At 54.6% G+C, this 4,730-nt stretch carries 4 protein-coding genes; 3 read left to right on the top strand and 1 reads right to left on the bottom strand.

Translation table 11 applies throughout. The features are described 5' to 3' along the window. On the bottom strand, positions 1 to 409 hold a 409-nt coding region (locus tag F4X57_11200), incomplete at its 3' end, for a class I SAM-dependent methyltransferase (GenBank protein MYC07715.1). Between the two features lie 254 nt (positions 410 to 663). On the opposite strand from F4X57_11200, the gene F4X57_11205 reads away from it, so the two are divergent. From F4X57_11205 to F4X57_11215, 3 genes are all read left to right on the top strand, one after another. Further along, entirely contained in the window at positions 664 to 1,512 is an 849-nt protein-coding gene (locus F4X57_11205) for an ATP-dependent DNA helicase RecQ (GenBank protein ID MYC07716.1), read from the top strand. Between the two features lie 460 nt (positions 1,513 to 1,972). Then, entirely contained in the window at positions 1,973 to 3,145 is a 1,173-nt protein-coding gene (dcm, locus tag F4X57_11210) for a DNA (cytosine-5-)-methyltransferase (GenBank protein ID MYC07717.1), read from the top strand. Further along, positions 3,142 to 4,730, top strand: a 1,589-nt coding sequence (locus F4X57_11215; protein ID MYC07718.1) for a hypothetical protein, incomplete at its 3' end; no start/stop codon positions are given. The genes dcm and F4X57_11215, both read left to right, overlap by 4 nt.

Consider the following 4,730-nt stretch of genomic DNA (forward strand, 5'->3'; position numbering starts at 1 on the left):
CGCCCGGCTTGAGCAGGTTGATGATCTTGCGAAATGCGCGCGGCCGGTCGCCCGGGGGCAGATGCATCCAGACAGCGCTCAGAAGGATCAGATCAAACGACAGGCCGGATTTGGAGACGGTGGCGAGTGCCGGTAGCCGGTCATCGATCCATCGGATGGCGGCCTGCGCATGTATTGCCGCTCCGGCGGCCCGCATGGATGCGGAAGGCTCTGCCGCCACGACGTCGTAGCCCTTGGCTGACAGCCAGGCGGCGTCACGGCCGCTGCCAGCGCCGATGTCCAAGACCGTGGCCGAGCCCTTGGGTAGCAAGTCACGAAGCCAGCGGTGGACCGTATCGGAAGTCAAGCCCTCGTACTGCGCTATGACAGCCTCGGAGTTCGAGTCGTACCAAGCGATCGGATCCGCCATTTCCAACGGGCTCGGACAGTTTTCACGTCATTGTATTGCATTGCATATTTGCACCCAACCGGTGAAGAAGCCGGCCAGTTTCCCTGTCTTTTTCGACAGTTGCGTTGAAATAGGAGCGAGTTCACGCGGCCGGTCTTCTACGCGTGTTGGTGTTGGATGCAGAACCTACGTTGCTGTTGCTGGCGGATATCGTCGATGCAGTGAAACAGAAGGAAGGCAAACTGCGGTAGGCCGGCACGCGCTCGTCGCCAGGGATGTCTGAGTCAGGCTGCCGAGCTCACCCGTGCCGCGCTCTTCCGCTCTCTCGTCCTGACGTATCCGCTGGTATGACTCCCGGCAGCGGCAGGCAATTCCATCACTTGTCCCTACGTCGAGATGCGGTCTGCGCCGAGCGCCGTAACAACCATGCTACGAGGGGAGACTGCGGCGCCAAGCGCTGCCATCGCTATTCGGAAAATCTTGATCAAACAAAGGCATTGAACGGCGAGCTTCTTCGCTGCGTGACCATCAAGAAGTGCTCGACCCACTCTTACGTGCTTTCGTTTCTTCTCACAGGAACTGGGAAATGGCTTTGCTACCAGGTTCCGGTGCTGATGCGCTACGAGGTGACCGGCGGGCTCGACATCATGGGGCCTCGCCACAGGTCGCGCCCGAATAGTTTCGCAACCGGTCGTTCCAGATACCAATCTCGGAGCCGCCAGGTCACTTTGACGAGGCTCTATGGTTATCAAGCAACGCTGGGCGTTCGCTGGTGCCGGAGCACTCGTGACCCGGCGGCTTATCGTGCAATAGCTGGTTCGGCTATGCGTCACGCGGGCGTAGGGCAGAAGTGGTGGCCCGGACCCGACGCTTGCATGGCCCTCAGCACGGACGTGCAGACAACGGATGAGCTTCCGGATGCGATCACGGATGCAACGCTGTTCAGGTGCGAGAAAGTGCTAGAGAGCTTGCTTAATCACTCGATCGCGGGTTGGGTGCTGTTGAGCGTTTCGGTGCTGACAGCGTTACCGGGGGCGGCGCTCGCTCAGAGCTGGGAGCTAGTGCAGCGCCGAGTATGCGACGGACCCGACGAAGGAACGCGGCACACGTTGCTGGCGATCTAATTCCAGAGCAGCTTCTCACGCGCATCCCAATGCCAGTAAGGTCTCGTTAGGTTGAAAGTCCAATCAGTACCGACTTTCAAAGGTTGATTCAATTTACCTTATCGCTAATCATCGTTACTTTCTTCGGCGACTATACTCTTGACATGCGGTAATCGGGTTGGGTGCAAAGCAGGCCCTAATCAAGTGCGCACGACGCACTCAGGGTCCTCCGAGTGGAGGAAGCTACGTCAGTCACTGTCCGAATGTGGCCTGCCTTTGATCGGTTGTCAAAGATCCTATGCCATGATTACACTGCGTTGCTCAATCGAGACACTATCATGTGCTCATAACGTTTCGAAACGGTGGCCACGATGATCTTTAGCCCTTCACCGCATTACGATTGCCGACGCCCTAATTTCGTGACTCGAGCGAGCGTTGGGTACGGGTATGGCAAGCCAAATTCAATTGGTTGCATTAGTATATGCGCTTATCGCACAAATTTGAGCAACTCCTTACATTGTGGATACGCTGGTCTGCTGCGAATTTGGATAGACAAATGCTAAAAACGAGTGGCCCTACTGCTTTAGCAAAACCTCAAGCTATTGTTACTAATGGCAGTTCAATAGCAGACAAGAAGGCTCCAACGGCCGCATGCTTGTTCAGTGGTATGGGAGGGTTTGCCACTGGGTTGGAACATGCTGGATTTGAGATCAGTTGGGCAACCGACAACGACGAGTATGCATGTGCTGCGTTTCGGCACCGTTTCCCGCAGGTACGGTTGATCGAGAAAGATGTGCGACAGCTATCCGTCCAGGTGGATAGTCTTGGAAGTATAGATGTACTCGCGGCGGGCTTCCCTTGTCAGAGTTTTTCTCAGGCCGGAAATCGACGAGGTTTCGGGGACTCCCGTGGAAATCTATTCTTCGAGATTCCTCGGCTGATTGAAGAATTTCAGCCAAAGGTACGGCCTTCGCTGATTATCTTGGAAAACGTTCCGCATCTTCTGTACGGCGCCAATGGGGAGTGGTTTGACCGCGTCCGTCGCGCTATGCGACGAATCGGCTATTGGTTCAGAGAGGAAGCATGCTGGGTCGTGAATGTCAAGGATGCAACGGAGTTACCGCAGGACCGTGAACGTTTGTTCATGGTCGCGGCGTTACGGGATCGATTTTCACGGAACCCGTTCTGTCCGCCTTTCTTGGGAAGTGGTTCCGAGTCAGAACGACGTCCTCTCGCAGACTTCGTTGACCGCACTCAGCGCGGTTGTGAGGACGCCTATCTTTCTCCCGACAACCGCTACTATAAGATGATTAACCGTGCAATATGCGCAGGTGAGTCGGAAGCAAACGTTTACCAGTTGCGTCGCTCGTACGTGCGCGAGAAGAAACAAGGGCTATGTCCAACCCTTACGGCCAACATGGGCATTGGTGGGCACAACGTTCCGTTCGTTCGCGACCCTTGGGGAATTCGGCGCTTAAGTGTCAGTGAGGTGGCTCGGCTCCAAGGGTTCGATGACAAGGATGGTCTCTTTCCCAAGATACCGGAGACGGAGCAATATCGTCTGCTCGGAAACTCTGTTTGCGTGGGGCTCGCCCGCTTGGTCGGGAAAACCTGTGCCAGAATACTTGATGATAGAGGTTTTGATAGTAAATGACCCGGCAAATCGGTTGGCTCTTTCCGCCGACAAATGGGGGAATTAGTACTGGGATCAACGATCCCGGAATGGCCCATTTCACTGGGCAGCCGTTGGCGAGCCTCGCACGAGAGACAATACAGAATTCTCTTGACGCTTGCCTCGATCAGGAACAGCCTGTGCATGTTTCATTTGAATTGCTTGATTGTGACCTGGACCAAGTTGGTCGCAGCGAACTAGCAACGGCTATCGAATCTTGCAGAAGTACGATAACCGAGCACCAGCACGCCATGGAAGCTGCAGCCCTACGTGAAGCGGCCAAGTTTGTCGAAGCCAAACAGGTTCCGTGTTTGCGCATTTCTGATCGAAATACGACCGGTCTTTTCGGGGAAAACTGGCGGGCATTAGTAAAGATGCAGGGATTTAGTCATAAGCCCGATATGGAGGGAGCTGGAGGTTCTCACGGTATTGGGAAGTATGCACCGTTCGCTGTATCGAACCTGCGAACTGTCTTCTATTGGACTTGTTTCATCGAGAATGGACAGGAACGCGAAAAGTTTCAAGGGAAGTCAGTGCTCATATCGCATTCCGACGCTGACGGCAATGAGACCCAGGGGACGGGATTCTTCGGGCTAAAGGAGGGTTGTCTCGAATTGACCGATGGTATACCGAACGAGTTTCGGGTGATTGAAAAGGACCAACGACCGGCTAGAGGTACCAGCGTTACAGTTATGGGATTTCAAGAGACTGGAGACTGGCGCAGTCGCATTGCCGAAAGTGTCATAGAGAACTTTTTCTACGCGATCGGTACTGAGCGCTTAAATGTAATCGTAGAACCAGACAAGTATACCGACCTGATGGAAATGGACCGTACTTCGATCGACAAATGGTTCGAATACTTGCAAGGTTCCGATAGCTCCGAAAACCCTCAGGCTTCTACCGGCAATTCAGTGAAAGATGCACAGATTTTTTGGGAGCTGTCGAAAGAAGAGCCTGCTGCAGAGAAACAAGATGTTGACTTGGGACATTGTAGGCTTTGGATCAGTACTGCCGAGGGGTTGCCAAGGAAGGTGGCCTTCGTGCGCCGGACAGGGATGCTTGTAACGACCCAACAGGCCGGTTTGATTCGTTTTCATGGTTTCCGTGACTTTGCTGCGCTCTGCGTATTTGAAGATCCCGAGGGCAATGAGCTTCTGCGCCGTATGGAAAATCCAAGACATGATCAATTCGAACCTAATCGACTGCCAAGGGATGATCGTGACCGTGGTCGTAGGGCGCTTAAGCGCATCACGGACTGGGTGAGAGGCGAAATTCGCAAACAAGCTGGACCGCCGGAGGGAGGGGAAAAAACGGTTCTTTCTGAGTTGGCGGTATATCTTCCAGATTATCAGCCCGAGGAGCCTTTTGAGGAGTCTGGCGACTACCGAGGCGAAGGCCACAGTGAGCCAGGCTTTGGCGCTAAAGTCAAGATTTCGCTTAAACCAGTCCGCAAACAGGGAACGCCCAAGTTGCCGAAGGACAGTGACGCTGATTCTGAAGGTGATGGGAATGATACAGGCGCAGAGGGCGGCGCCGGAACCGGCGAGGGTGGTAGTGGAGGGGGCGG

It is taken from the genome of Chloroflexota bacterium, assembly GCA_009840355.1.
Classification (GTDB): Bacteria; Chloroflexota; Dehalococcoidia; order Lucifugimonadales; family JADFKI01; genus Bin90.